Annotated in this window: 1 protein-coding gene; it reads right to left on the minus strand. The window is 78.0% G+C overall.

Features of this window, described 5'->3' with window-relative positions:
• Window positions 1-673 (minus strand): transglutaminaseTgpA domain-containing protein (locus tag PINTE_RS21470; RefSeq protein WP_245643105.1); only part of this gene is annotated, 673 nt, incomplete at its 3' end.
• Between the last annotated feature and the right edge of the window lie 172 nt (window positions 674-845).

Raw genomic sequence — 845 nt, forward strand, 5'->3', positions numbered from 1 at the left:
CCGCCACGAAGTACCCGGGCGGCAGGCCCCCGTCGCTGTTGGCCACGGCGGCGAGAAAGGGCGCCAGCAGCGCGAGCCCGGCCAGCGCCGGCCGGCGCAGCGTGGCGGCGAGGGCGTCGGCCGTGAGCGCGACCGCGCCGACCGCCGCCGTCAGCAGAAACGTCACGCCCGGTGTCTCGGGGGCGGGCGCGGCGTACTCGCGCAGCGTCGCACCCGCCTGCTGCAGAAAGTCGTGCCAGGCCCCCAGGGTGGCGACGGTCGGCACGAACCCCAGCGCGAGGGTCTCGCCGCCGAACAGCGCGAGCAGCGTCACGAGATACGCGACCAGCTGCGCGACCAGCACGCCCGGCGGCGACAGCCTGCGGCGCGCCAGCACGCCGGTCACCGACACGACGGCCACGACGACGACGAGCCGCGAGAGCCAGGTGGTCCCGTCGAACAGCAGATGCAGCGGCCACGCCGAACACAGCACCGCGACGGCCACGAGCGCCGCCACCATCCAGCGGCCGGCCGAGGTCGTGCGGGCCCTGCGGGCGGACCGGTCCCGCCTCGACCGGCGTTCGGAGTCGGGCTCGCCCACCCCCAGGGCGCGGCGACCGGCGGTCGCCGAGGCGTGCCGCCCGGAGCCTCGGGAGGCGGTCGGGCCCGCACCGGGGCGGGTGTTCGTGCTCACGACCGTCCCCCGGCGACGTCGTCCCAGACGGCCTCGACGCGCTCCGGTCCGCGGACCGCCCGGGCCCGCCAGCCGCCGGAGATCGCGAACCCGACGAGGTCGCCGAGCGTGTCCGTATCCCCGGTGTCCCCAGCGCCCGCGTGGCCCTCGCGGCTTCCCCGGCCCGCGGCCC

It is taken from the genome of Piscicoccus intestinalis NBRC 104926 (genome assembly GCF_001515525.1).
Lineage (GTDB): Bacteria > Actinomycetota > Actinomycetes > Actinomycetales > Dermatophilaceae > Kineosphaera > Kineosphaera intestinalis.